The 25,152-nt window shown below is 61.4% G+C and carries 19 protein-coding genes, 1 tRNA gene and 2 pseudogenes; 6 read left to right on the top strand and 16 right to left on the bottom strand.

All coding sequences use genetic code 11. The annotated features are described in order from the left end of the window. The first annotated feature begins 4 nt into the window (after positions 1 to 4). The gene (locus HPTL_RS07450) at positions 5 to 985 is read left to right on the top strand and encodes a quinone oxidoreductase family protein (protein ID WP_119335420.1); all 981 of its coding nucleotides are present in this window, start codon (positions 5 to 7) and stop codon (positions 983 to 985) included. After that, a complete protein-coding gene (gene dnaE, locus HPTL_RS07445) occupies positions 982 to 4,512 on the top strand; it encodes a DNA polymerase III subunit alpha (protein ID WP_119335419.1) in 3,531 nt (1,176 codons plus the stop codon). Before HPTL_RS07450 ends, dnaE begins: the two co-directional genes overlap by 4 nt. Here the strand turns inward: dnaE and HPTL_RS07440 are convergent. Beyond that, positions 4,506 to 6,197 carry a SulP family inorganic anion transporter gene (locus HPTL_RS07440; protein ID WP_119335418.1) on the bottom strand — a complete coding sequence of 564 codons (1,692 nt, stop codon included), beginning with the start codon at positions 6,195 to 6,197 and terminating at the stop codon, positions 4,506 to 4,508. The two genes, dnaE and HPTL_RS07440, sit on opposite strands and share 7 nt — an antisense overlap. A gap of 25 nt (positions 6,198 to 6,222) precedes the next feature. Next, complete coding sequence (metG, locus tag HPTL_RS07435; RefSeq protein WP_119335417.1) at positions 6,223 to 8,418, bottom strand: methionine--tRNA ligase; 2,196 nt, start codon at positions 8,416 to 8,418, stop codon at positions 6,223 to 6,225. A gap of 114 nt (positions 8,419 to 8,532) precedes the next feature. Here metG and HPTL_RS11645 point away from each other — a divergent pair. From HPTL_RS11645 to HPTL_RS07425, 3 genes and pseudogenes are all read left to right on the top strand, one after another. Then, positions 8,533 to 8,859, top strand: a pseudogene (locus HPTL_RS11645) (sigma factor-like helix-turn-helix DNA-binding protein); the annotation flags it as partial. A gap of 85 nt (positions 8,860 to 8,944) precedes the next feature. Further along, positions 8,945 to 9,181, top strand: coding sequence for a zf-HC2 domain-containing protein (locus HPTL_RS11195; RefSeq protein ID WP_231999974.1), 237 nt, complete (start codon positions 8,945 to 8,947; stop codon positions 9,179 to 9,181). A 182-nt stretch (positions 9,182 to 9,363) separates the two neighbouring features. After that, positions 9,364 to 10,737 (top strand): IS701 family transposase, encoded by a 1,374-nt coding sequence (locus HPTL_RS07425; RefSeq protein ID WP_119335415.1) that lies wholly within the window; start codon positions 9,364 to 9,366, stop codon positions 10,735 to 10,737. Here HPTL_RS07425 and HPTL_RS07420 read toward each other — a convergent pair. The 9 genes and pseudogenes from HPTL_RS07420 to HPTL_RS07380 all read right to left on the bottom strand — a co-directional run bounded on the left by HPTL_RS07420 (position 10,672) and on the right by HPTL_RS07380 (position 17,923). After that, entirely contained in the window at positions 10,672 to 11,457 is a 786-nt protein-coding gene (locus tag HPTL_RS07420) for a YiiX/YebB-like N1pC/P60 family cysteine hydrolase (RefSeq protein ID WP_119335414.1), read from the bottom strand. The genes HPTL_RS07425 and HPTL_RS07420 overlap by 66 nt on opposite strands. A 16-nt stretch (positions 11,458 to 11,473) precedes the next feature. After that, a complete protein-coding gene (locus HPTL_RS07415) occupies positions 11,474 to 11,926 on the bottom strand; it encodes a DoxX family protein (protein WP_197713830.1) in 453 nt (150 codons plus the stop codon). 74 nt (positions 11,927 to 12,000) lie between these two features. Then, a complete protein-coding gene (locus HPTL_RS07410) occupies positions 12,001 to 12,816 on the bottom strand; it encodes an HvfC/BufC N-terminal domain-containing protein (RefSeq protein ID WP_119335412.1) in 816 nt (271 codons plus the stop codon). Continuing rightward, positions 12,816 to 13,700: an MNIO family bufferin maturase gene (gene bufB / locus HPTL_RS07405; RefSeq protein ID WP_119336127.1), complete on the bottom strand. Its 885-nt coding sequence runs from the start codon at positions 13,698 to 13,700 to the stop codon at positions 12,816 to 12,818. Before bufB ends, HPTL_RS07410 begins: the two co-directional genes overlap by 1 nt. Positions 13,701 to 13,753: 53 nt before the next feature. After that, positions 13,754 to 13,927: pseudogene (locus HPTL_RS11595) on the bottom strand (BufA1 family periplasmic bufferin-type metallophore); the annotation flags it as partial. Positions 13,928 to 14,010: 83 nt separating this feature from the next. Continuing rightward, positions 14,011 to 14,367, bottom strand: coding sequence for a cupredoxin domain-containing protein (locus tag HPTL_RS07395; RefSeq protein WP_119335411.1), 357 nt, complete (start codon positions 14,365 to 14,367; stop codon positions 14,011 to 14,013). Between the two features lies 1 nt (position 14,368). Further along, on the bottom strand, positions 14,369 to 16,975 hold the full coding sequence (locus tag HPTL_RS07390; RefSeq protein WP_119335410.1) for a heavy metal translocating P-type ATPase: 2,607 nt from the start codon (positions 16,973 to 16,975) through the stop codon (positions 14,369 to 14,371). Next, positions 16,972 to 17,403: a MerR family transcriptional regulator gene (locus HPTL_RS07385; RefSeq protein WP_119335409.1), complete on the bottom strand. Its 432-nt coding sequence runs from the start codon at positions 17,401 to 17,403 to the stop codon at positions 16,972 to 16,974. Before HPTL_RS07385 ends, HPTL_RS07390 begins: the two co-directional genes overlap by 4 nt. A gap of 133 nt (positions 17,404 to 17,536) precedes the next feature. Continuing rightward, complete coding sequence (locus HPTL_RS07380; protein WP_119335408.1) at positions 17,537 to 17,923, bottom strand: DUF302 domain-containing protein; 387 nt, start codon at positions 17,921 to 17,923, stop codon at positions 17,537 to 17,539. Between the two features lie 166 nt (positions 17,924 to 18,089). Between HPTL_RS07380 and HPTL_RS07375 the strand changes: the two genes are divergently transcribed. Beyond that, positions 18,090 to 18,174, top strand: a tRNA-Leu gene (locus HPTL_RS07375). 34 nt (positions 18,175 to 18,208) lie between these two features. Here the strand turns inward: HPTL_RS07375 and HPTL_RS07370 are convergent. The 5 genes from HPTL_RS07370 to HPTL_RS07350 are packed head-to-tail and all read right to left on the bottom strand — an operon-like array spanning position 18,209 to position 25,141. Further along, on the bottom strand, positions 18,209 to 18,751 hold the full coding sequence (locus HPTL_RS07370; protein ID WP_119335407.1) for a hypothetical protein: 543 nt from the start codon (positions 18,749 to 18,751) through the stop codon (positions 18,209 to 18,211). Positions 18,752 to 18,762: 11 nt separating this feature from the next. Further along, on the bottom strand, positions 18,763 to 19,563 hold the full coding sequence (locus HPTL_RS07365) for an enoyl-CoA hydratase-related protein (RefSeq protein ID WP_119335406.1): 801 nt from the start codon (positions 19,561 to 19,563) through the stop codon (positions 18,763 to 18,765). Positions 19,564 to 19,580: 17 nt separating this feature from the next. After that, positions 19,581 to 21,761, bottom strand: a complete 2,181-nt coding sequence (locus HPTL_RS07360) for an acetate--CoA ligase family protein (RefSeq protein WP_119335405.1) — start codon at positions 21,759 to 21,761, stop codon at positions 19,581 to 19,583. A gap of 1 nt (position 21,762) precedes the next feature. Next, positions 21,763 to 22,548 (bottom strand): enoyl-CoA hydratase/isomerase family protein, encoded by a 786-nt coding sequence (locus HPTL_RS07355; protein ID WP_119335404.1) that lies wholly within the window; start codon positions 22,546 to 22,548, stop codon positions 21,763 to 21,765. Next, positions 22,535 to 25,141, bottom strand: a complete 2,607-nt coding sequence (locus HPTL_RS07350) for a TRAP transporter permease (protein ID WP_119335403.1) — start codon at positions 25,139 to 25,141, stop codon at positions 22,535 to 22,537. The genes HPTL_RS07355 and HPTL_RS07350 overlap by 14 nt, the downstream gene beginning before the upstream one ends. Positions 25,142 to 25,152 lie beyond the last annotated feature (11 nt).

Below are 25,152 nucleotides of genomic sequence, written 5' to 3'. Positions count from 1 at the left end.
CGAAATGACGACGATTCACGCGATTCGAATCTCGGAGCACGGTGGGCCTGAGGTGATGCAGTGGGAACCGGTCTCGTTGCCTGCTCCTGGGCCTGGAGCAGTGCAAGTCCGCAACCGTGCCGTTGGTGTCAATTTCATCGATATCTACCATCGGACCGGTCTCTATCCCGTGCCGCTGCCCTCTGGTCTCGGTCAAGAAGGAGCGGGCGAAGTCGTTGCGGTGGGGGAAGGAGTCACCGACCTTCAAGTGGGCGATCGGGTGGTCTATCTCACTCCCACTCCGGGTGCGTACGCGGAAGCGCTCAACATTCCCGCCGACCGCGCGGTGAAATTGCCCGATGCGGTCTCGTTCGAGGTCGCCGCAGCGATGTGGCTGAAGGGGCTCACGGCGCAGTACCTGTTGCGGCAGACCCACAAGGTACAACCAGGGGAGTGGCTGTTGGTCCATGCGGCTGCCGGCGGGGTGGGGTCGATTCTCGTGCCGTGGGCGAAGCGTCTTGGCGCAAAAGTGATCGGCACAGTCGGCAATGACGACAAAGCCGCACGGGCCAAAGCGCTCGGTTGCGACCACGTGATCGTCTATACCCGGGAGTCCTTTCCAGAACGGGTGCGTGAATGGACCGGCGGGCGCGGTGTCGACGTCGTCTATGATTCCGTGGGTGCCGCAACCTTCGAAGGCTCGCTCGATTCGTTGCGTCCGCTGGGGTTGATGGTCTCGTACGGCAACGCTTCCGGTAAGGTGCCCCCTTTCGATATCGGGTTGCTCGCCGCGAAAGGGTCACTCTTTCTCACCCGTCCGACGCTCTTTACTTATACGGCCGAGCGGGCCAACCTCCTCAAAATGGCGGAAGAGCTGTTCGCTGCGTGGCAAGCGGGGTGGTTCACGGTCGAGATCGGGCAGCGGTTTGCGTTGTCCGACGCAGCCGACGCGCATCGGGCATTGGCGTCACGGCAGACGGTAGCGAGCACGATCCTGGTGCCATGAGCACGCAGGCGCATCCTTTCGTTCATCTTCGGTTGCATACCGAATTTTCGATTCGCGAAGGGATCGTCAAAATCCCGGACGCGGTGAAACGGGCTGCCGCCGAAGGGATGCCCGCACTGGCGATCACCGACGTGATGAACGTCTTTGGGCTGGTCAAGTTTTACAAGGCGTGCCGCAGCGCTGGGGTGAAGCCGATTATCGGGGTTGACGCCCGTGTTGCCCACCCGGATGCGCCGAATGACCCCGAACGTGCCCTTGAACTGCTCTTGATCGTTCGCAACCGCGACGGCTATCGGCAGCTGTGCGAATTGGTTTCACGCGCCTGGCTCGAGAATCAGCATCGTGGCCAGGCGCTCTTGCGCCCGGAGTGGCTCACTCGTGAAACGTGTGCCGGACTCATGGCGCTTTCGGGTGGCGCCCGTGGCGTGCTGGCGCCAGCATTGTTGGCAGGAGAGACACGGGGGGCGAAAGCAGCGCTGGCCCACTGGGCCGGGTGTTTTCCCGACGGCGCGTTCTTTGTCGAGGTGCAGCGTGCGGGTCTCCCCAACGAAGCGGAATACTTGGCGGCAGCGGTCCCTTTTGCGGCAGAGTTGGGTGTACCGGTGGTCGCAACACATCCCATCCAGTTCCTTCGCCCAGAAGATTTCACCGCCCACGAGGTGCGGTTCTGCATCGCCGAAGGGTATGTCCTCAACGATCCCAACCGTCCGCGCCCGTTCACAGAAGCGCAGTATTTCCTCTCCGCCGAGGAGATGGCAGATCGTTTTGCCGATCTCCCGGAAGCGCTCGAGAATACGCTCCTCATTGCGCAAAAGGCGAATTTGACGATCACGTTGGGCAAGAGCTTTTTGCCGGCGTTCCCGACCCCGGAAGGGATGTCGCTCGACGAATTCTTCATCAGCGAAGCAAAGCGTGGGCTCGCGGCTCGACTCGAAGAGCGCTTTCCGGATCCGGAAGAGCGGGAGCGGGAGCGCCCCCGTTACGAGCAACGGCTGGCGTTCGAGTGCGACACCATCATCCAGATGGGGTTTCCCGGGTACTTCTTGATCGTTGCCGACTTCATCAACTGGGCGAAACAAAACGATGTGCCGGTGGGACCGGGCCGCGGTTCGGGTGCGGGCTCGCTCGTTGCTTATGCGCTGCGGATCACCGATCTCGACCCACTCTCCTATGCGCTCCTTTTCGAACGGTTTTTGAACCCGGAACGGGTCTCGATGCCCGACTTCGACGTCGATTTTTGCCAGGAGAAGCGTTATCGAGTGATCGACTACGTGCGCCGAAGGTATGGCGCTCAAGCCGTGAGCCAGATCGCGACGTTCGGCTCGATGGCGTCCAAAGCGGTGGTACGCGACGTCGGCCGCGTGTTGGGTCTTCCCTATGGGTTGTGTGACCGGATTTCGAAGCTCATTCCCACCGAAGGGGTGAAGCCGGTTTCGCTGGCGAAAGCGCTCGAACTGGAGCCCCAGCTTCAAGAGCTGATGGAAGACCCCCAAGACGGGGAAGCGATTCGCCAACTGTTCGAATTGGCGCAACCGCTGGAAGGATTGACGCGCAACGTCGGGATGCACGCGGGTGGGGTACTGATCGCACCGGGGAAAATCACCGATTTTTGCCCATTGTTCGTGCAAGAGGGCGATGACCCCAGCCCGGTGTCGCAGTTCGACAAAGACGACGTCGAAGCGGTTGGGTTGGTGAAGTTCGATTTTCTGGGGCTCAGAAACCTCACGATCATCCGCGAGGCGCTCGATCAGATCGAACGCTTGACCGGGGCACGCCCCGACTTGGCGCGCATGGGATTCGACGATCCTCAAACCTACCAGCTCCTGCGTGACGCGAATACCACCGCGGTCTTCCAGTTGGAATCCGAAGGGATGAAGAAGCTCCTCAAGAAGCTTCAGCCCGACCGTTTCGAGGACATCATCGCGGTGCTCGCGCTCTATCGCCCCGGTCCGTTGGGCTCCGGGATGGTCGATGACTTCATTCTCCGCAAGCAAGGCAAGCAGGCGATCGACTACTTCCACCCGGACCTAAAGGCGTGTCTCGAACCCACCTACGGTGTGATCGTCTATCAAGAGCAGGTGATGCAGATCGCGCAGATCATCGGCGGCTACACCTTGGGGGCGGCCGACCTCTTACGGCGCGCGATGGGGAAGAAAAAACCGGAAGAGATGGCGAAACACCGCGAAATCTTCCGTCAAGGAGCGATCGAGCGCGGCTACGACGAAGCGCTGGCGATGCGCCTCTTCGATTTGATGGAGAAATTTGCCGAATACGGGTTCAACAAATCGCACACCGCGGCGTACGCGGTGGTGACCTACCAGACCGCGTGGCTCAAGCGCCACCATCCTGCGCCCTTCTTTGCCGCGACGCTCTCGTCCGACATGGACGACACCGATGCGGTGAAAACCTTTTTCGACGATGCCTGTGCCAACGGCTTGACGGTATTGCCGCCCGACGTGAATGTTTCGGAGTACCGTTTTCAGGCGATCGACGCGGCAACCATCCGCTATGGCTTGGGTGCGATCAAGGGGGTAGGGGAGCCGGCGGCGAACGCGATCGTCACGGAACGGCAGCAACATGGCCCATTTCACGATCTGTTCGATCTGGTGAGCCGGGTCGACCGGCGGGTGGTCAACCGCCGAGTACTCGAGCAGTTGGTGCGCGCGGGGGCGCTCGATACGCTTCCCGGCCACACCCATTTGCGTGCCCCCGACGGATTGTGTGACCGGGCACGGCTATTCGCGAGTGTGGGACTCGCGCTCGAAGTGGCGGAACAGCGGGCAGCGTCGGCGCAGCAGTGCGGGCTCTTCGACGACGAACCCGAGGCGAACGGATCGTACACCCCCGAATTTCCCGCAGTGCGCCCGTGGACCGAACGGGAGCGGTTGAAAGAGGAGAAATTGGCGATCGGTTTCTTTCTTTCCGGCCACCCCTTCACCGCGTTTGCGGCGGAGTTGCGGCAAACCGTCCCCACCAAGTTGGCGGATTTGGCTCCAAGCCGCGACGCCGTTTGGGTGTGTGGCGTCGTGGTCGAGCTCAGAACCAAAATGGGGGCGCGGGGTCGGATGGCGTTCGTGACCCTCGACGATGGCAGCGAACCGTGCGAGGTGCTTTTTTATCGGGAAGTCTATGACGCGGTGCGGCAGATCGTGGTCGTGGACGAACCGCTCGTCGTGCGGGTCAAGGTTGCGCCGGACGACTATAGCGGTGGGGTTCGGGTCGTTGCCGAAGAGGCGCTCTCGCTTCCCCAATGGCGGGCGCGACAACTCAAGGCGATCGAAATCACCATTCCCGAATCGGTGGTCGATTCTCCAGTTTCGGCGCAACGGTTGAGCGAGACGATCGAAGCTTTTCGCGTGCCGAGTGCGTCGCCCGAAGGGGCCAAAATCGAAATGCGCGTGACGTTTTCCGAGGGCGCAGTGGTGGCCCTGCGCGCCGCACGTGACGCGATTCGGGTCAAACCCGAGGATGCGCTCCTCACGGAATTGCGCGGGTTCCCAGAAGTGAACGTCGCGTTGCGTTACTGAGCTGGCGCAGTAGTGACCTGAGGGGCCCGTTCGTTTTGGAGCGCATAGAGGGCTTCGCTCAACGTCGGATATTCGGCATGCGCCCCCAGTTCGGCCAGAAAACCGCTGCGGGCGAGCGCCCGTTTCGGTTGTGCTTGAAGACCGATCAACCGCAGCGAACCACCGTGCCGTTTGATCTGGCGGTGGAGGCGTTCGAAGAGCTCGATACCGGCATCGTCGATCGAGATCATCTGATGGAGGTCGAGCAAAACCCATTGCGGCCAGGTTTTGCGCCGCAAGAGGGCGTCGAATTTCGGCACCACCCCAAAAAAGAGCGGTCCTGAGAAGCGGTAGGCTTCGACCGAGCCGTCTGCCGCGGAATCGCGCAACGCTTGTGCGGCGGGGTGGTGGGTCAAATCGATGGGGTGGATCGCGCTCAGTCGGGTCATGCGGTGGATGAAACTGAAGCTGGTCAGCAGCAACCCCACTTCCACTGCAATCGTCACCTCAAAGAGCACGGTGAGAAGAAAGGTGATGAGGAGCGTGGAGCGGTAGTTGGGCGGGTAGCGGCGCAGCAACCGCCAATGCATGCGCCGCCAGCTACCCATGTTGTACGCGGTGACCATCACGATCGTCGCCAGTGTTGGCAACGGGACATGGGTCGCGGCAGGGGCAAAAAGGACGATCAGGAGCAGCACCGTGAGCGCGTGCACAAGTCCAGAGATGGGCGTTTGCGCCCCGCAGCGAATGTTGGTTGCGGTGGGTCCCATCGCGCCGGTAGCGGGAAGGCCGCCCACCATCGGAGTGAGCAGGTTGGCAACACCTTGGGCGAAAAGCTCTTGGTTGGGGTTGTGGAGGTCGTCGATCTTTTCATCGGCGAAACGGGTCGTCACCAGGCTTTCGGTGGCGCCGAGCACCGCGATGGCGAGCGCTGCCGGTAAGAGTTGCGTAAATTGAGTCCAATCGACCACGGGGAGCGTGAACGCAGGCAGCGAGCTCGTGATTGCGCCGAAACGGCTACCGATCGTTGCGACCGGGAGTTCGCCCCCCCAGACGATCGCCGTTCCCGCAACCAGCGTGACCAGGGGTGCTGGCAACCGTCTGAGTTTGGGAATGCGCCGTTCGAGCCGTGTCCAGCCAAGAAGGAGTGCTAGGGAACCGAAACCCAGCGCCGCGCTTGCCGGCTGCAGGGTGGGGAGGGCGTCGTAAAGCGCCCGAAGCTTGCCAACGAGTCCGCTCGGGGGAACGGCAAGCGCCAATCCCAGAAAATCCTTGACTTGGGTCAGGATGATGATCACCGCGATGCCGTTGATGAAACCGGTGATCACCGAGTTGGGGATGAGGCGGACCAGGTTGCCCAAACGAAATAGACCGAGCAACAGGAGGATCAAACCGGCAAACCAGGTGGCGGCAAGAAGCGCCGACGGCCCGAATTGGCTGACGATCGCAAAGAGCAGCGGGATGAAAGCGCTGGCGGGTCCGGCAACCAGAACGCGCGAGCCACCCAGGAGCCCGTAAATAACACCAGCAATGACCGCGGTCCAAACCCCGTTCAACGGCGACGTGCCGCTGGCGATTGCAAACGCCATCGAAAGCGGTAGCGCCAACGCGCCGACGGTGACGCCTGCGGTCAGATCGGCCCACAAATCGTTGGCGCGATAGTGGGGCAGGAGCGTGAAGAGTTTGGGGAGGGGAAGCCGCGTCATGCGCTGATAACGGGTGTCGAGGGGATCATTTCACCCGCATGCCGGGCAGCGCCCCGCTATCGGGCGCCAGCAGAAAGAGCCCCGGGACCGTGCCCGATTCGTCGCTCGCGGCGAGCACCATCCCTTCGGAAACGCCAAAGCGCATTTGGCGCGGCGCGAGGTTTGCGACCATGACCGTGAGCCGCCCCGTGAGGGCTTCCGGCGCGTACGCCGCTTTGATTCCCGCGAAGACGGTGCGGTAGCGCGGGGTGCCATCGGGATGGCGTTCGCCGATGTCGAGCGTGAGTTTCACCAGTTTTTTCGCTTCGGGCACGGCTTCTGCCTGAACGATCCGGGCAATGCGCAGGTCAACGGCCGCGAATTGCTCGATGGTGATCTCCGGCGCAAGTTGCGGGGCAGGCAGAGCACCCTCTGCGGCACCATGCGAAGCGGCTGACGCATCGACCGCTGCTGCGTTTGGCTGGGCGGTTTCCGGACGCGCTGCGTCGGTTGCCGAGTGCGCCACAGCGTTTGGCGCATCGGTTTTTGCGATCGTGGCGCGGTTCGCGTCGAGCAGCCGGTCGATCATCGCACGCTCCATCCGGGTCATCAAGGGTTCGAACGGCGCGATCGCGTGGCCTTCGGGGAGCGGCGCCCATTCGCCGTACCATGCCAAGGGTTCTAGCGCCAAAAACTCTTCGATGCGTGCCACCGTCCGCGGCAAGATCGGTTTCAAGAGGCGGGCGATGTCGCGGAACATCGTAAGCCCCGTCGTGCAGACTTCCTGGAGCCGGTCGAGTTGCCCCGCTTTGGCCAACTCCCACGGTTTGGTTTCGTTGATGTAGGCGTTCGCTGCTTCCGCCAGTTCCATCGCCGTACGGGTTACCGCCGCGAAGTCGCCGTTTTCGAACGCCGCATGGAGCGACGGATCGCGGAAGGACGCGGCAAAGGGGGCGAGCACTTCGGCGTTCGCGTTCCCCAATCGGCCCGCGAATCTCTTGTGGATGAAACCGGCTAGCCGTGAGCCGATGTTGACGAATTTGCCAACGAGGTCGCTATTGACTTTCGCGATCAGGTCGTCGAGCGCAAGGTCGACATCCTCCATCGTGCCGTTCGATTTGGTCGCGAAGTAGTAGCGGAGCCATTCAGGGTTGAGCCCGAGATCGAGCCACGAACGCGCGGTGATGAAGGTGCCGCGGCTCTTGCTCATCTTCGCGCCATCGACGGTCAGGAAGCCGTTCACGTATTCTCGCGTTGGCGTGCGATACCCGGAGAAATGGAGCATCGCTGGCCAAAAGAGCGCGTGGAAGTAGAGGATGTCCTTACCGATGAAATGGACGAGTTCGGTTCCTTCGCGCTCGGCAGCCGCTGCGTCGAGGTAAGGGGTCGGGTCGATACCGAGTTTTGCCGCAAGTGCAGCGAAACTGGCGAAATAACCGATCGGCGCGTCGAGCCAGACGTAGAAGTATTTGCCCGGCGCGTCGGGGATCTCGAAGCCGAAATAGGGGGCGTCGCGGGTGATGTCCCAGTCGGCGAGGTGGCTCTCCCCGTCGTCGCCCAGCCACTCTTTGAGTTTGTTCGCTGCTTGTTGCGGCAGCCGCGCTTCGCCCCGCGCATTCTTTCCGCGCGTCCATTCGCGCAAAAACGCCACACAGCGGGGGTCGGAGAGTTTGAAAAAGTAATGGGTCGAATGCTTCAAAACCGGTTTCGCACCCGAAACCGCCGAGTAGGGATCGATCAGTTCCGTGGGGGCGTACGCAGCGCCACACGCTTCGCAGTTGTCGCCATATTGGTCTGGCGTTTTACAGCGCGGGCAGGTTCCCTTGACGAAGCGGTCCGGCAAGAACATCGCTTTGACGGGGTCGTAGAGTTGCTCGATCTCCCGTTCGACGATCAGTCCTGCCGCTTTGAGTTTGCGGTAGATCTCTTCGGCGAAGCGGCGGTTCTCTTCGCTGTGGGTCGAGTGGTAGTGGTCGAACGCAACCAGGAAGTCGCTGAAATCGGCAAGGTGGGCGTCGCGCATTCGGGCAATCAGCGCTTCGGGCGTGATGCCCTCTTTTTCGGCGCGCAGCATCACTGGGGTGCCGTGGGTGTCGTCGGCACAGACATAGTGGACGGTATGACCACACATTCGCTGGTAACGCACCCAGATGTCGGCCTGGATGTAGCCCACCAAGTGGCCAAGATGGATGTCGCCGTTTGCGTAAGGAAGTGCATTGGTAACGAGGATTCTGCGGCTCATGGGTTCGACTTGTGTTGCAGTGCAATGTGCCATTATAGCGCGGGCGCTCCCACTGCTTTGTAAGATAATCGTAGGTGGGTCCGACCAAAGACGATCAGGGGGTTCGGTGATGGAGTGGCACGGCGAAACGCTGGAGCCGTTACGGCGCCAAATGGTGCAATTCGCGACGAATTACGCCGTCGTGCTCGTGTTGTGCCTTTTTCCGGTAATGTCGGTCGCGACGAAGAGGAAGAGCCGCTCACCGAACTGTTCGACCGCAGTGGGCATTGGCTGCCCGATTCGCGCCCGCAGGCGTGGGGAGACCCGGAAGCGGCGGAAAACGATCGGCAATTTTGGGCCGTGTTCCACCTCTGCTTGGAACGGTTGCCGCCCAAACAGGCACAGGTGTTCATGATGCGCGAGATGCTGGAACTGACCACGCCAGAAATCTGCCGCAATCTCGAACTCACCGAGAATCATGTCAATGTGTTGCTCTATCGTGCGCGGATGCGTGTCTCGAAGAACGCTGGTTCGAAAGGGATCACGGATGATGATGAATTGTCAGGAAGCCACCCGTTTGCTCTCCGAAGCGCGCGAACGGCCGCTGAGCGTTACCGAGAAGTGGGCGTTGCGTTTCCATCTGTTGATGTGTTCGGGTTGCCGCCGGTTCGGGACACACGTCGACAATTTGGGCCGGTGGGCGAAAGCGTACGCGAAGGGCAAAGGCGAACTGCCTGCGTCTGAGCCGGAAAACGACCAGAGCGTGGAATCGCCCCGGCAGTGAAGCTGATTTGTGGCAAGGTGCCTACCGCGAGGTCACGATTTTCGGCTCTGGCGTTTGCCAGGGGATTTTTTTGTAGTCGAACCCGCTTTCCAGTGTCGGTTTGATCACCGCCAAATAATTTGACTGTGTCAAAAAAATGCTAGACTTCTCTCTATCTTGCCACGTTCCGAAGGGGCGTCTCAATGACACCGGATGACGAACTGGAGTGCTACCTCACAGAGCTTACTGAGGTGCTGGGCCACGCCGATCGTCATGCGGGGCTCAAGGACTACTGCCGGGGGCTTCTTTTGCCGATTGCGCGCAAAAGCATCGAACCGATTGCCGCGCACCTTGACCCTGAGCGGGTTCAGGCCAAGCATCAGGCGCTACACCACTTCGTGGCGAAATCTCCGTGGTCGGACGAAGCGGTATTGCGCAAAGTGCGCGAAATCGTCGCTCCGCACCTGGCACTCGATGAGGCGTGCTACTGGATCGTCGATGAGACCGGCATTCCCAAACAGGGTCGCCACTCGGTGGGCGTTGCCCGGCAATACTGCGGGCAGGTGGGTAAAAACGAAAACTGCCAGGTCGCTGTGTCGCTCTCTTTGGCAAGCGAGAAAGGAAGCCTACCGATTGCCTTTCGTCTCTACCTACCCGAAGCGTGGGCCAATGACCCCGAGCGGCGCAACAAAGCGGGGGTGCCGGAAACGGTGACGTTTGCGACGAAACCCGAAATCGCACTCAGGCAGATCTCGGAGGCGCTTGCCGCAGGCGTTCCCCCTGGGGTCGTGCTTGCCGATGCGGTTTATGGCGACACCACCCATTTTCGCGATCAACTCACCGCGTGGGGTCTTCGCTACGCGGTAGCGGTACGGGAAGCGACCACCGTGTGGCCGCCTGGGGTCGAACCCTTACAACCGGAACCGTACACAGGACGGGGGCGACCGGCCAAAAACCTGCGTCGTAGCCCTGGGCACGAACCGGTATCGGTCAAGGCGCTGGCACTGAGCCTTCCGCAGAGCGCCTACCGGACGGTCACCTGGCGCGAAGGCAGCAATGGGGTGTTGCGCTCACGCTTTGCGGCGGTGCGGGTACGAGCCGCGCACCGTGACTATTGGCGATCCACCCTTCGCGAACCCGAGTGGCTGCTCATCGAATGGCCGGAAACGGAAAGCGAACCGAGCCACTACTTTCTCTGCACGCTTCCTCAGACCTACTCATTGACGCAGCTGGTTCATACCGTCAAGATGCGCTGGCGCATCGAGCGCGATTACCGCGAACTCAAACAGGAAGTGGGGCTTGGCCACTACGAAGGGCGCAACTGGCGCGGGTTTCACCACCATGCTACGCTCACGATTGCCGCCTACGGCTTTTTGCTCCTGCAACGACTCAAAGACCCTGACAAAAAAAACCGTGCGCTCAGCAAAGCGCCTCCCTTACCCCAAGGGTATATCCCCCGGGGAAGCCCCAAGAGCACAACGCCACGTACCCGACTCGATCGCAACGATTCGCTATTGGATTGCCCAACACATCGCCCGACAGCTTCTGAGGTGTCCCTGCTGCGGGAGAACGCGTAGGTAGAGGGTGAAGAAAAATTTTGTGACACAGTCAAAATAAGGAGAAAGGTCGAAATCGCGCGGGACGAAGAGGCTGTGGTGGCGCATCTGCCAAATTTCGCGTTGGCAGCCCAGACATTCTGGCGAGTGGATCGGTTCCGTCGTGATGAGCGGCAGGATCGGGTAACCGATCGCTTGAAAAGCTTGTGCGAGCAAAGTGGAACAGATCGCACGCGTTGGATCGCCGCTGCCGAGCGCGAGCATTCGGCGGCGCCAGTTGGTGGGTACCGGCGGGGTGGGCAACAGATAGCGCGCCAGATCGACCACGTTTCGCAAGTCGTACTGGTTACCCAGGCGGTCGAGCGCGAAGCGAATCAGGTTTTCCCGATCTTCGGGGCGTAAGCCGACGGGACGACAGATGCGCGTGTTCAAACCGGCGTATTGCGTGATCCCCACGCTGCGTACCCCTTCGACGAGGTCGGCTTCGATGAAGCAGTGGTCGTGCGGTTTGCCGCGTGCCTGTAACGGTTCGGAGCCGACGAACAGCGCGGCGTGGGACCAGGTCGATTGCGTCAGGTATTTGATCGCGGTGCTGATCCGGTTGTTGCCTTCGACCAAAAGGACGTCGCCTGGCTGCAGCACCGCGAGCAGGCGTTCGGGCGGGGTGGGCGGTGTCAGCGTGTGGAAATGGATCGGACGGGTGAGATAGCGGGCGAGCCATTGGCCCACCCGTTTCAACATCGAGTTCATCCATTCATTATGCCGCAAGATCGCGGTAACGGCGCGCTACCCAGTGATCGATCGCGATCACGCCCGGGCCGCGGGCAATGAGGTAGAGCAGCACGGTGGCCCAGACACCATGGGTGGGATACGCGTCGGGATAGACGAAAATCTGGATCACCGCGGTCATGATCAGGAGGGCGAGCGCCGAAAACCGCGTCGCTAAACCGACTAAGAGCAAGATCGGGAAGAGGTGTTCCGCGAACGCGGCGAGCGGTGCCGCAATTTCGGGCGGGATGAATGGCAGGTTGTACTCGTAGCGGAAAAGATCGATCGTCGAATCGGCAAAGCGCGGCCACCCCAAAGACCAGGTGCCCTCGACGAGGTCGACCGCGAATCCTTCGACCTTGGTCTGACCCGATTTCCAGAAGACTGCGGCGATCGAAAAGCGCCCAAGGAGTGCGATCACGCTGTGCGGGATGCGTTCCATCCAGGGGATGAGGAAACGAACGGTACGGGCGGTGATCGTAAGCACCGCTCGGGTGTTGCGGCTGAACCAAGGGTTCATGGCATTTCTCCCGTTGTAGGGTTGGATCCTGGCGTTTCGGGCAAAATCAGCTGTGTGAGTGCCCCATGACGCAGCAAAAGGGCAAAGAGCGCAGCAGGATCGTACGCACTCGCTTCGTCCGCCGCTGCTCGTTCGACCGCGGTACCGAGCGGTTCGCCGTGGTGCAACGCGGCCAAGCAGCGCGCGTCTGCAGGGGTGACGGGGATGACATAGACCGTTTCTTCGCTGCGCACGACCCAAGTCGGTTCGGCGCGCGGTTCGATCGACGCAGCCGTTTGCGAAAACGCGATCGCATCGGCGGTTTCGTGGTAGGCGTGCCACAGCGTTGCGATGGGGTGGCGCGACGCAATGACAGCGACCGACGGATGGAAAACGAAGCGCACGTTGGGCAGTTGCTCCGGTTGGGTCAATGCGTGTTGGAGCACGGTTGGATCGAGCACCGCAGCGTCGGCGGCGTGAAACGCTTGGACGTATGCGTATTCGAGCGCCGAAAGGTCTGGAAGGTAGGGAAAGCGGTCGACAAACGGGAGCGTAGCCAGGAACGCCGGAAACGTGGCTCCGTAGCGAACCAGTTGTGGCGAATCGGGTAGGTTCCCAGCGTCGAGGTAGGCACGTGCCACGGCCCAGAATGTCTCTTGCCCCAAAATGGCTTGCGTGACGGGAAAGGTATCCGCGAGGGCTTCGCAGAGCGAAACGACGACGTTGTTGCGGTAGACATTGAAGCGCACGAGTGGATCCGAACCGTTCCAGGTTTTGAGGCCAGCAGGTGGCGGTCGTGTGGGATCCAAGAGCGCAGCGGTCCATGCGTCCATCACACAGACTCCAGCGGGGCCGTAATCGCAGATTCCGGGTGCGCAGCTAGGAGATAGCGCTCGGCGATCTGAGCTTCTGCAACCAGTTCGACAAGCAGCGGTAGGTTCTGATCGCGTTCCAGCAGCGTTGCCACCGGACCGAGATGGGCCAACGCTTTTTGGTAGAGCGTCCAGACCGCGTCATCGACCGCCGCCCCGTGGGTGTCGATCAGGAGCGGACTTCCCGCAGCGTCACGGTCGCGGTGAAAGCCCGCGACGTGGATCTCTCCGACCGCGTGAAGGGGAAGCGTTTCGAGCATCGCGACAGGGTCGCGGTGGTGGTTGATTGCGCTGATGTAGAGGTTATTGACATCGAGCAGTAGCCCACAGCCGGTGCGGCGGACGACTTCCTGAAGGAAATCGCTTTCGCTCCAGGTCGAAGTGGCGAATTCGAGGTACGTCGCCGGGTTTTCCAGGAGCAGACGGCAGCCCAGTGCCTCTTGCGTTTGGTCGATATGGGTGCAAACGCGAGTCAGCGTTTCGTTCGTATAAGGAAGCGGCAAGAGGTCGTTGAGGTAGTAGCCTTGGTGCGAAGACCACGCAAGATGCTCCGAAAACGATTCCGGTTGGTAGCGATCGAGTAGGTGTTTCAGACGGCGCAGGTGCGTACGGTCAAGCGGCGCTTCACCACCCAGTGAAAGGCCAACGCCATGAATCGAGAGCGCGTACCGTTCGCGGATGCGTTCTAGGTTGCGATGAAAGGGACCGCCCGCGACGAAGTAGTTTTCGGCGTGAATCTCGAAAAAACCGATGTCCGGCCATGACTCTTGGATGGCGCGGAAGTGTTCCGGTTTGAGACCGATTCCGGCGCGTGCGGGAAGCTGCGATGGCGACGTGCGAATCATGGTGATTCCCAGAGCAGCGTTTCCCCACCCAAAGGCGGGGAAACGCACGGCGATTACGCCGATTTCTCTTTGAAAGGCTTCAGCTGGCCATAGCCGGTTGGAGAAGTGGGAGACGGGGTTTTTTCACACGTTCCCGCCGGGACGAGTTTCCATGCGTTGCCCTGGTAGTCACGCACCGAAGTGCCCGCACAGGTGGTTCCGGGCCCCGCTTTGCAGTCGTTTTTTCCTTATTTGGCCCCAAGGTGATACGTCCCGCCGCGGGGCCGTTGCGTGCGGGGTTAGGCCTTAGTCGGGGAGAAACCGCGATTTCTTACACCACCTCCACCCGCCCCTTGAGCATGTTCATCTGGCAGTGAAACGGGTACTCACCCGGTGCGGGCCAGGTGACCGTGACGGTCACGGTCTTGTTCAGGGGCAGGGTTTCGGTGACGTTGGCGCCCTCGAACACGATCTGTTCCGCACAGGGAGACGGGTCCTTGCGGGTGATCTCCAACGTGACGGGCTGGCCAGCGGGCACACGGATGACGCCCGGCGTGTAGGCGCCGTTTTCCGCGATGATTTTCCAGTGTGTTTGCACGGGCAGGTCCTGGCTCGCCGGTTTCCACAACCAGAACCAGTAGATGATGAACGCCGCCGCGCCGATCAAAAGCAGGTTGAGCAGCATCATCTCAGATTCCTCCCTGTGGTAGGCTGGATGTGTCGCGTGAAGGTTTGAACAACCGCAGGCGGTTGGCGTTGGTGACTACGGTAAAGGACGACAGGGACATCGCTGCCCCAGCCACCACCGGATTGAGCAGCCAGCCGGTAAAGGGGTAGAGCAGCCCTGCCGCAATGGGGATGCCGGCCACATTGTAGATAAAGGCACCAAACAGGTTCTGGTATATGTTGCGCACCGTGGCGGCGGAGATTTCGATCGCGTCGGCGACCCCGTGCAGGGAGCTCCGCATGAGGACCACGTCGGCGCTTTCGATCGCCACATCAGTGCCACTGCCGATCGCGAAGCCCACGTCGGCTTCCGCCAGTGCTGGCGCATCGTTGATGCCGTCGCCGACCATCGCCACTTTGAGCCCCTGCGCCTTGAACTGGTGCACGTGGTGGGCTTTGTCCTGAGGCAGCACTTCGGCGATTACTTCGTCGATACCGGCCTGACGGGCTACGGCTTCGGCGGTGGTGCGTACGTCACCGGTGAGCATCACGACCTTCAGACCGCGCTGATGGAGGCGGGCAATCGCGTCGCGGCTGTCCGGTTTGATGGGGTCAGCGACGGCGATCAGGCCGACCGGTTGCCCGTCCACGGCGATGTAGAGCGGGGTGGCGGCATTGCGGGCATGGGCATCTGCCTTGTCTTGCCAGGCGCTGAAGTCGATTCTTTGTTCTTGGAACCAGCGTATCTGGCCGATTTGGATGCGCTTGCCCGCGACGATACCTTGCACACCCTTGCCGGACAGGGCTTCGAACTGCTCGGCAGGTGGAATGTCCAGCCCGCGTTCGCGGGCTGCGTCCACCACGGAGAGGGCCAGCGGGTGTTCGGAGCTGTTTTCGAGTCCGGCCGCGAGCCGGAGCAGTTCCCTTTCGTCCAGCGAGGCGCTTTCGATCGCTACGACCTTGGGTTTGCCTTCGGTCACCGTGCCGGTCTTGTCCACGACGATCACGTCCAGATTGCTGGCGGTTTGCAAGGCGTCGCCGTTGCGAATCAAAACGCCATATTCTGCAGCCTTGCCCACACCCACCATGATGGACATGGGGGTAGCGAGCCCCAATGCGCAGGGGCAGGCGATAATCAGCACGGTGGTCAGGGCCACCAGTGCATGGGCGATGCGGGGTTCCGGCCCGAAATTGAGCCAGATCAGTGCTGCCGCAATGGCAATGAGCATGACGACGGGGACGAAGACGGCCGAGATCTTGTCCGCCAGCCGCCCGATCGCTGGTTTGGCGTTCTGAGCCCGCTTGACCATCTGGATGATCTGCGCCAGTGCCGTATCCTTGCCGACGCGGGTGGCGCGGAAGACAAACGTGCCGGTCTTGTTGAGCGTGCCAGCAGCTACGGTATCGCCGGGCTGTTTCTCCACCGGTACCGGTTCGCCGGTGAGCATCGATTCGTCCACCAGGCTCTTGCCGTCGGTCACCTCGCCATCCACGGGAATTTTCTCACCGGGCCGTACCCTGATCAGGTCGTCTTTTTGCACCGCTTCCACCGGGATGTCCAGCTCCTGTCCATCACGGATCACGCGGGCAGTCTTCGCCTGAAGATCCAGCAGGCGGCGGATGGCCTGGGAAGTCTTGCCCCGGGCGCGGGTTTCCAGTGCCAGCCCGAGGTTGATGAGGCCGATGATCACCGCGGAGGCTTCGAAATAGACATGACGAGCGCTCTCCGGGACCGCTTCAGGAATTAGTACGACGACCATGGAGTAGAGCCAGGCGACTCCCGTACCGGTGGCCACCAGCGTATCCATGTTGGCGGTGTGGCCCTTGAAGGCACTCCAGGCGCCCTTGAAAAAGTGACCGCCGCTCTTGACCAGTACGCCCAGCGTCAGCAGGCCGATGCCGATCCACACCCATTGGGAAAGCCCCGGCTGTACCGACATTTCGCCACCCAATACGCCATAGAGCATGAGCGGCACACCCAGGCCCAGCGCCACGGTCATGTCGCGCAGGCGGGCCTTGTAGAAGGCCTGTTCCGCAGCGGCTTTCTCGTCCATCGCCGAAGCATCGTCCTGAATCACCTGGGCGCCGTACCCCGCGGCTTCCACAGCCTTGACGAGCGCGTCGGAGTCCGCGTCCCCTTCTACCAGTGCGGTGCGCTCGGCGAAGTTGACACTCGCGCGGGTCACACCGGGTACGCCCCTGAGTGCTTCCTCGACCTTCGCGACGCACGCCGCGCACTTGACGCCGGTCAGAATGAGCTGGCAGGTCCGACCGGCGGGCGCTTCCGTTGCGGTGGCGGGGGCGTCATTCCCTTCGTTCGTGGCGGTGCGCTCAGCGGCTGACTGGGCACTGTGCTGTTCGGTGGGATGCCCATGCGCGGTTCGCGCCGATGGTCGGGTTTCGGCATCGGTCAGTGGTGTGGTGGGGTAGCCCAGTTCGGTGACGATCGCGGCGATCGCTTCCGCGGACAACGCCGCGGTGACTTTCATTCGCTTCGCGTCGAGGTCGATGGTAACCTCCGTCACGCCCGGCTGCGCTATGAGTGCGTTCGTGATCTTTTTGACACAGTTCTGGCAACCCATTCCTTCCACACGAAAGAGCAGTCGGTTGCCTGTCGCACGTTCGTTCATAGGAATCGCTCCCGGTTACCGTCCTCTTGTTCCCAATGTTCGATCAACCGGCAGATGGTGTGCCCGTCGGGTTGGCCATCGGGCATCCTTTGCCATGTGTCCATCGCTTCGGCCATACGGTCACGCAGGCGGGTGAGCGTCTCGATCTTTTGGCAGATTTCCGCAAAGCGGCGTTCGAAGAGATCGCGAACCAGAGGGTAGGGAGAGTGCCCTTTTTCCGCTTCACGGAGGATTTGGGTGATCTCCTTCAGTGAAAAACCCAACTGACGGGCTTTTCGGATGAAGACCAGCGTTCGGTAGTCAGCGTGCCCGTAGCGCTGGTAACCGTTGTTGGGGTCACGTTGCGGGTGGAGTAGTCCCTGCCGCGTGTAGTAGCGCACCGTTTCCGGTGTCACACCGGCCTTCTTTGCCAATTCGCTGACACGCATGTCGTTTCTCCGTATGGCAGAGCGTCAAGGCAGTCTACAACATGCGTGTAACACATAGGTCAAGGGTCAGGCGCGAATGGTTCGAACGCCAAACTTGACCCGTGCGCAGATTGGTGCCCAGTTGCAAAGGATTTCAAAGCGCTGCGATCACCTTGGCGAGGAGATCGCGTACCTGACCGGCCACGGCCTTGAGGCGTTCATTGTCAATCGCTGCCATCGAGGCAAGAGGATCAATGGCGCTGACTTCGATCCCAGAATCTACTTCCCGCAGAATCACGTTGCAAGGCAGCATCGCCCCTATTTTGGGTTCCAGACCGATGGCTTGCCAGGCCATATTCGGGTTGCAGGCGCCCAGAATCTTGTAGCCCGCCATCTCCTTGTCAAGTTTCTTTTTCATGGTGGCCGAGACATCGATTTCGGTCAGCACGCCAAATCCCTGTGCGGAAAGGGCATCGCGAACCCGGGACTCCGCTTCGTCGAGGGTGTAGCCTGTGAGTATCCGATCGATCGTGTAGGTCATGTGCCCCGCTCCTTCGATAAGAAATAGTTGCGGCAGTATACTGCGTTCGCGGCAACACGGCGCTTTCAGAGTAACTGGCCGTGTCGATGATCTGTGGTCAACCCAAACGGATTGGGATAGAATACGTAGCGTTTTGGATGCTGTGCCATCTCCGATCTTGCCTCGTGCCCAGGTGGCGGAATGGGTAGACGCACTGGATTTAGGTTCCAGCGCCGCAAGGCGTGGAGGTTCGAGTCCTCTCCTGGGCACCACACCCTATTGCCGAAGTATTCGCACAAGATGCGATCAGCGTTGCGCGCGCAAGGTTTTTGCCTCACTCTGTAACCCTTTGATGCGTGTTTCCAGCACGCGTAGCTCGGCACGGTAGCGTCGTTCGCGTTCCCGGATCTGTGCCTCCCGGGCTTTTAGCGCGGCTTTGTAAGCACGGGGATCGTCTGGTAGCGGCGTGGCACGGAGCGCGGCAAGATCCGCTTCGAGCTGCGTTTTGAGCGTGCGCCGTTCTGTCATGAGCCGCGCGATCGCTTCGTCGATCTGCGCTAGGCGCAACCGTGTGGCAGGGTCGAGTGGTGGCGCGAGGGCGGTTTTGTTCCGGGATTTCTCCTTCGCGGATGGGGCCGTCCGGGGAGAAGGCGCTGGCGCTGTGGCGTCGATGGGCGGCTGGGGTGCTACCGTGACCGCACGCCCTTGCGTACAGGGACGTTCTTGCCAGACTATCGTGCCGTTCGTCCCTGGGCAACGGTAGAGCGTTGCGGCTTGGCTGACCACGTGGGTGAAGAGGACCGCCACGAAGATGCAGGCGCGGGAGAATTCGCAGCGTGCTCGCATCATATCGGGTTTGGCTACCGTTGTTTGCTGTGCAAGAACCGTTCGACTGCGGCGAGGTGTTCTGGGCTATTGTGGCACACGCCTTGAAAGAGGGCGCAGAGGTCCAAGAAATCTTTCAGTTCCAACCGTCGCGCCATCTTCATCAGCCGTTTGGTAAAACGCAGCGCGGGTTTCGGTTGATGGGCAAAGCGTTGGGCCAATTCGGTGGCGCGCGGCAGGAGCATTTCGGGTTCGACCACCTCGAGGACGATCCCAAGCGCGCGTGCCTCTTCGGCGTCGATGATGCGCCCGGAAAAGGTGAGCTCGAACGCCCGTTGGTAGCCGATCAGCCGTTGCAGAAACCACGCCCCGCCGTCACCGGGAATGATGCCGAGGTTGAGGAACGTTTCGCCGAATTTGGCGCGCGTGGAGGCGATGCGGATATCGGCCATGTTCGCGAGATCGAACCCCGCGCCGATCGCAGGCCCGTTCACCGCGGCAATCACTGGGATTTCCACGCTGTCGAGTGCCAACGGGATCCGTTGGATCCCTCTGCGGTAGCGCTCGGCGACTTCGGCGACGTCTCCGGCGAAGTCACCGCTGCGCTTCGCCATCTCTTTGATGTTGCCACCGGCAGAGAAGGCGGCGCCAGCACCGGTGAGGATCAGCGCCGAGACGTCATCGTTGCGGTTCGCCCATTCGGCGACGGTGACGATGTCGTCGATGAGTGCGGTGCCAGTCAGCGCGTTGCGTACGTCGTCGCGATCGAGGGTGAGCGTGGCCACCCCCTGTTCGAGGGTGAGTGTGGCATCGGTCAGGGTGGGGATCGCGGTCATCGGTGGGCTCCGTTTCGTCAGACACCGGGGTTGCAGATGATACGGGCGTCGACTACCGCATACCCTTTCGGGTAGGCGATCACCGGGTTGAGGTCGAGTTCCGAGATTTGCGGGTAGGCGTGCACCAAGCCCGATACGGTCACCAGCAGATCGGCGAGCGCTTTGCGGTCCACTGCCGCTTCGCCGCGGACACCCGCAAGGATTTTCCGTCCTTTGATCTGGTCGATCATCGCTTCGGCGTCGTAGCGGGAGATGGGGATGGCGCGAAAGGCAACATCTTCCAGGACTTCTACGTAGATGCCGCCCAGACCGAACATCAGGACCGGCCCAAACGCCGGGTCGCGAACGACTCCGACGATCACTTCAACCCCGCGCGGCGCCATCGGGGAGACCAAGACGCCGTGGATATCCGCGCCCGGTTGATAGTTGCGGCACGAAGCGAGGATGTCGTCGTACGCCGCACGCAGCGACGCGTCACTGTGCAGATTCAAGCGCACGCCCCCGGCGTCCGATTTGTGGAGGATGTCACGCGAGACGACCTTCATCGCCAAGGGTTGCTGGCCGAAACGCGCAGAGAGCCCTTCGAGTTCGTCGGGGTGGCGCACCAAAATTTCTTCGGGGACGGTGACCCCATGACGCTGCAAAAGCTGTTTCGCTTCGTGCTCGTAGAGGTTACGCCCTTCGTGGTTCGCGCGTTCGAAGAGCGCCAGCCCTTCAGGATCGGGTTCGAACGTGACCACTTGGGTCTGTTTGTTGCGGTTTTTGAGGTAGATACCGCGCTCGCCAAGCGCGGCCAGGGTGCGCGCGGCGTGCTCGATCGAGGCATAGACCGGGATGCCCTCTTCACGGAGACGGCGTATCGGTGGCGGTTTTACCGGGGTGTAGAGGCTGTGGATCACCACCGGTTTTGCGGTGCGTGCGACGAGTTCGATTATCGTTTCCGCTGCCCGCATCTCCTGGCCGATCAGGTGTTCAGCGAAACGGAGGTGGTAGCCGCCGAACATCCCGACGAGAAAGAGTTGATCGACGTTGGGGTCGCGCTCGAGGATCTCCAGACATTGGGCGAGTACGTACGGGTCGGTGTCGCTGGTGCCCGCGACGTCGACGGGGTTGCTGGTATTGGCGTGTGGCAGCAAAATCGCGCGCAGCGCCGCTTGGGTCTCTTCCGTAAGCGTAGCGAGTTCCAGTCCCGCTTCGGTCAAGCGGTCCGTTGCGATCGTTGCCTGTCCGCCCCCGTCGGAGAGGATCGCAACCCGTTTACCGGCAGCTTTCTGCATCCGGGATAGCCCTTCGGCAACGGGTAAGATTTCGTCGGAATCGTGCACGACGCTGATTCCCACTTGCCGTAACAGATCGACCGTCATCGCGTAGCTGCCGGCAAGCGACCCGGTGTGGGATTTCGCCGCTTGGCGACCCGCGGCGGTGGTGCCGGATTTGTAGACGACGACCGGTTTGACGGCGGTCACCGCACGGGCGGTATCGATGAATTGGCGTCCGTTGTTGAAGCCTTCGACGTAGAACGCGGCGACTTCGGTGTTGACCTCTTCCCCTAGGTATTGCAGGTAGTCGCTGAAACCGACGTCTGCTTGGTTCCCAGGACCGACGTAGGTGGAAAAGCCGATTTGCCCGTAATTTTCCGCTTCGAGCGTCAGCGCAAGGAGCATGTTACCCGATTGTGAGATGAGGCCCACGCCACCCGGCTGCACGTTGGTGAGCCCCAACAGGTTAACCTTTTTGTGCAGGTTGAAGAGCCCGTTGGTGTTAGGGCCGATGACCCGTACACCCGTTGCCCGTGCGGCTTCGACGAGTGCCTGTTCGAGCTGCGCACCTGCTTCGCCGCTTTCCCGGAAACCGGCGGCGAGCACGACGACCCCTTTGACCCCTTTTTCCCCGCACTGCCGTACGAGTTCGGGAACGGTTGCCGCGGGGGTGCAGATGAGGGCAAGATCGACCGGTTCGGGCAGCGCATCGACCGAGGGAAGGGTGGGAATGCCGAGGATGCGGTCGGTTTTCGGGTTGATCGGGTAGATACGGCCTTCGAACCCGTCTTTGATGAGCCCCACGAGCGCTTTGTAACCGCGCTTGGTGGGGTCGGCAGAGGCGCCGATGATCGCGATCGAGTCCGGGGCGAGGATCGGGTGGAGGAAGCTCTGTTGGGGCAGGTGTTGCACACTGCGTTTGCGGCGGACTTTGACCATCTTATTTCCCTTGGAAGCGCGGAGCGCGTTTTTCCGCGAACGCATCGATCCCTTCTTGCCAGTCCTGGGTGGTGGCAACGAAGGTCATTCCTTCGAGTTCAGCAGTGAGACAGGCGTCGAAGGTGCGTTCGCCTGCGTGGTTGAGCTGTTCCTTGACCAATTGGAGGGAGAACGGCGCGCGTTGCGCCAATTGCCGCGCAAACGCGCGCGCTTCTTCGCGGAAGGTGGCGTCCGGGAAGACTCGGGCTGCAAGCCCGATGCGCGCGGCTTCGCGACCGTCGATCCGTTCGCCGAAAAAGAGAAGTTCTCGGGCTTTGGCGAGCCCCACCAACCGGGGTAAGAGCCAAGTGACCCCACCGCCGAGGAAATTGCCGATGGTCACTTCGGGAAAACCGATCTGGGCACTTTCCGCGATCACGATGAAGTCCGAAGCGACCGCCATTTCGGCACCGGCGCCCAGCGCGTAGCCGTTTACCGCAGCGACGACCGGTTTGGCGAGATGGAAGATGCGTTCGCATACCTGCTGTTCGAGCCGTAGGTATTGCCGTCGCGCAAACGCGGTTCGCCCTGCCTGGTGCGCTTTGAGGTCGGCGCCGACGCAGAACGCGCGTCCCTCCCCGGTTAGGAGGACGACGCGCACGTCCGGGTCGGCTTCGGCTTGGGCCAGCGCGGCCAGCAGTTCGGTATAGAGCCCTTCGACGACCGCATTGAGGCGGTGCGGGCGGTTGAAGCGAATTTCACAGAGTTGATCCGTGGTGGTGACGATCAGATGTTCAGGTTGGGACATGAGCCGATTCCTGCGGAGGGGGTGACGATCGGTTGCGGCGCTTCTGGTTCCACGCCAGCAGCGCCAACAGAAACAGTGTCGGCAAGTATACCCACTCTTTCGCCGGCCGATCCGCAGGCAATTCTACTTGGGTGATGGCGTAGCCCGGCTCCAGTCCGAGTTTTTCGGCGACGCTGCCAAAGCGGACATTGACCACTTGCAGTTGGTCGCCAATAGCCATCACGTGTAGCCCCTCGTTGCGCAGCCGTGCGAGTGGACTCGGCGCCGGGTCTCCGAGCGGCAGCAGCACCCCTTTGCGCACTTCGTCCCCTTCCAGCGAAATGCCCTCGACCCAGACGCGGGCTTGTGCCCCTTTGGGGGCGGTTTTGGCGATTTCGAGCAGCGTCACGCCCGGGTGGGGTTCATACGGCGGGTAGACCATGTCCCACCAGAAGCCGGGGCGGAAGAGCGAGAAGCAGATGATGAGGAGCGCGATCGTCTCCCACCAGCGGTTGCGCGCGAAGAACCACCCTTGCGTTGCCGCGGCAAAGACCAGGTTTGCGAGGATCGCGCTCCCTACGACGAGCAAGAATTGCCCCGGCCCTTCGATGCCGATCAGCAGCAATTGGGTGTTGAAAATGAACATGAAGGGCAGGATCGCGGTTCGGATCGAGTAGCCGAACGCGGTGACGCCGGTCCGAATCGGGTCGCATTTGGCAATGCCAGCAGCCGCATAAGAGGCAAGCCCCACCGGTGGGGTGACGTCGGCTATCAAGCCGAAATAGAAGACGAAAAGGTGGACGGCGATGAGCGGGACAAGGAGGCCGTTCTGTGCGCCGATTTCGACGACGACAGGGGCCATGAGCGTCGAGACGACGATGTAATTGGCGGTGGTGGGGAGCCCCATACCCAGGATGAGACAGATCACCGCGACGAGCAAGAGCATCAGGATCAAATTGCCGCCCGCGATCGTTTCGACCACTTCGGTGAGCACCAATCCGATGCCCGTGAGGGTCACGGTACCGACGATGATGCCGGCTGCGGCAGTGGCGATACCGATCCCAATCATATTGCGCGCACCGATCACGAGCCCGTCGTAGAGGTCCCGTAACCCTTGCCGCAACTGGGTAAGGTAGTTACCGGTGCCGCGGAAATAGGCAAAGAGCGGCTTTTGCGTGACGACGATGAACATCAGGAAACCGATCGCCCAGAAGACCGAAAGCGCTGGGGAGAGCTCTTCGACCATCAGGTTCCAGATGAGCGCGGCAACCGGCAGCAAATAGTGAAGCCCAGATTTGATCGTCGGCCCTGCGTCGGGCAAAACTTCGAGGGGTTCGTTCGGGTCTTCGAGGCGCAGCTCCGGATAGTGCGCCGCGAGTTTGAGGAGCGCAACATAGGCAGCGAGCATGCCGACGGCGATGATCCAGAACGCGGCGTCGCCCGCAACCGTTTTGATCCAACCCAATCCGTAATAGACCACGCCAGCCAACACGATGAAGCCGGTTAGGTTGAGGCCGAGGGAAAGGATGCGGTGGTGTGCTGGGCGTTGATCGCGACGCGGCAGCCCCTGGATGTTGGCTTTGAGCGCTTCGAGGTGCACGATATAAAAGAGCGCGATGTAGGAGATGAGTGCGGGCAAAAAGGCGTGTTTGATCACCTCTTGGTACGAAATGCCCACGTATTCGACCATGAGGAATGCTGCCGCCCCCATCACGGGTGGCATGATCTGGCCATCGACCGACGCGGCGACTTCAACCGCAGCGGCTTTGTCGGGTCGGTAGCCCACCCGCTTCATCAACGGGATGGTGAAGGTGCCAGTGGTGACGACGTTGGCGATTGAAGAGCCCGAGATGATCCCGGTACTGGCCGACGCGACGACCGCTGCTTTCGCTGGCCCGCCGCGCAGATGACCGAGCAGGGAAATCGCGCTTTTGATGAAGTAGTTGCCGGCCCCTGCGGTTTCCAGCAACGCGCCGAAGAGGACGAAGAGGAAGATGAAGCTGGCGGAGACGCCGAGCGCGACGCCAAAGACGCCTTCGGTGCCGAGCCACATGTGTGACATCGCTTTGCTGAGCGACGCCCCCTTGTGCGCGATCATCTCCGGCATGTAGGGGCCGAAAAAGATGTAGGTGAGGAAGACGAGCGCGAGGATCACCATCGGAAGACCCAGCGCACGACGAACGGCTTCGAGCAGGAGCGCCATCCCCGTCACCGCTACGGTGAGGTCGACCACGGTGGGTTGCCCAGGACGGGTGGAGAGTTCGCGATAAAAGAGAAACAGGTACGCCATGCACCCGGCGGCGATTGCCGCGAACAGCCAGTCGGCGAGCGGAATCCGGTCACGGGGCGAGCGCTTGAACGCCGGATACGAGAGAAAACCCAGGAAGACCGCGAACGCCAGGTGCAGCGAACGCGCTTCGGTATCGTTGAATAGACCGATCCCCAACAGGTAGGGGAAAGGCGACGCCTGCCACAGTTGAAAGAGTGACCAGGCAAGCGCCGCGGCAGCGATGACCATGGCCGCAACACCCGTTGGTTGTCTTCCCCCGGTGTCTGCTTCCGCAACGATGCGTTTCAGTTCTTCCGGGGTGAGTTCGTGGTGTTTTTCCGCCATGGTCGTCCTCT

Source organism: Hydrogenophilus thermoluteolus (genome assembly GCF_003574215.1).
Taxonomy (GTDB): domain Bacteria; phylum Pseudomonadota; class Gammaproteobacteria; order Burkholderiales; family Rhodocyclaceae; genus Hydrogenophilus; species Hydrogenophilus thermoluteolus.
This window is presented reverse-complemented; position numbering and strand designations above follow the sequence as displayed.